At 68.2% G+C, this 453-nt stretch carries 1 protein-coding gene; it reads left to right on the top strand.

Going from position 1 to position 453, the window contains the following annotated elements; all coding sequences use genetic code 11:
- Positions 1-453, top strand: a 453-nt coding sequence (tagF, locus tag DBR34_RS24065; RefSeq protein ID WP_258224137.1) for a type VI secretion system-associated protein TagF, incomplete at both ends; no start/stop codon positions are given.

Here is a 453-nt window from a genome sequence, read left to right as displayed (position 1 = left end):
CGCGTTCCTCGGCTCGCGCAGCAAGCTGGTGTTGTGCGGGCACTTCCTGCCCAGTCGCGATGCCTCGCAGCGGCGGTTCCCGCTGTTGTCGGCGGTGCGCCTGGAGGCCACCGAGCCGCTGCCGTTCATCGGTCGCAGCCCGCTGGCGATGTCCAACGCCTGGTCGGGTCTGTCGCGGATGGCGCGCCAGGCCTTCAACGATGAAGACGCAGGCAATGCGCTGAACGAACTGGCCGATGCGCGCTTCAGCATCAGCACCGATCCCAGTGCCTACAACGCCACCTTCCGTGACTTCCTGGAAGGCCAGACCATCGGTTCGATGGAGCGCCTGCTGCGCGACGCCGGCCATCCGGACATCTCGCTGAAGAACGCGCTGCTGGCGCTGGGGCTGCTGCTGCAGCCGGTGCTGGGCGGCGGCGATGTGAACGTCGACCGCGCCCTGGTGTTCCCGCT

It is taken from the genome of Stenotrophomonas sp. HMWF003 (genome assembly GCF_003061285.1).
Taxonomy (GTDB): Bacteria; Pseudomonadota; Gammaproteobacteria; order Xanthomonadales; family Xanthomonadaceae; genus Stenotrophomonas; species Stenotrophomonas maltophilia_AP.
Note: the sequence above shows the minus strand (reverse complement) of the source record. Positions and strands in the feature narration are given on the sequence as shown.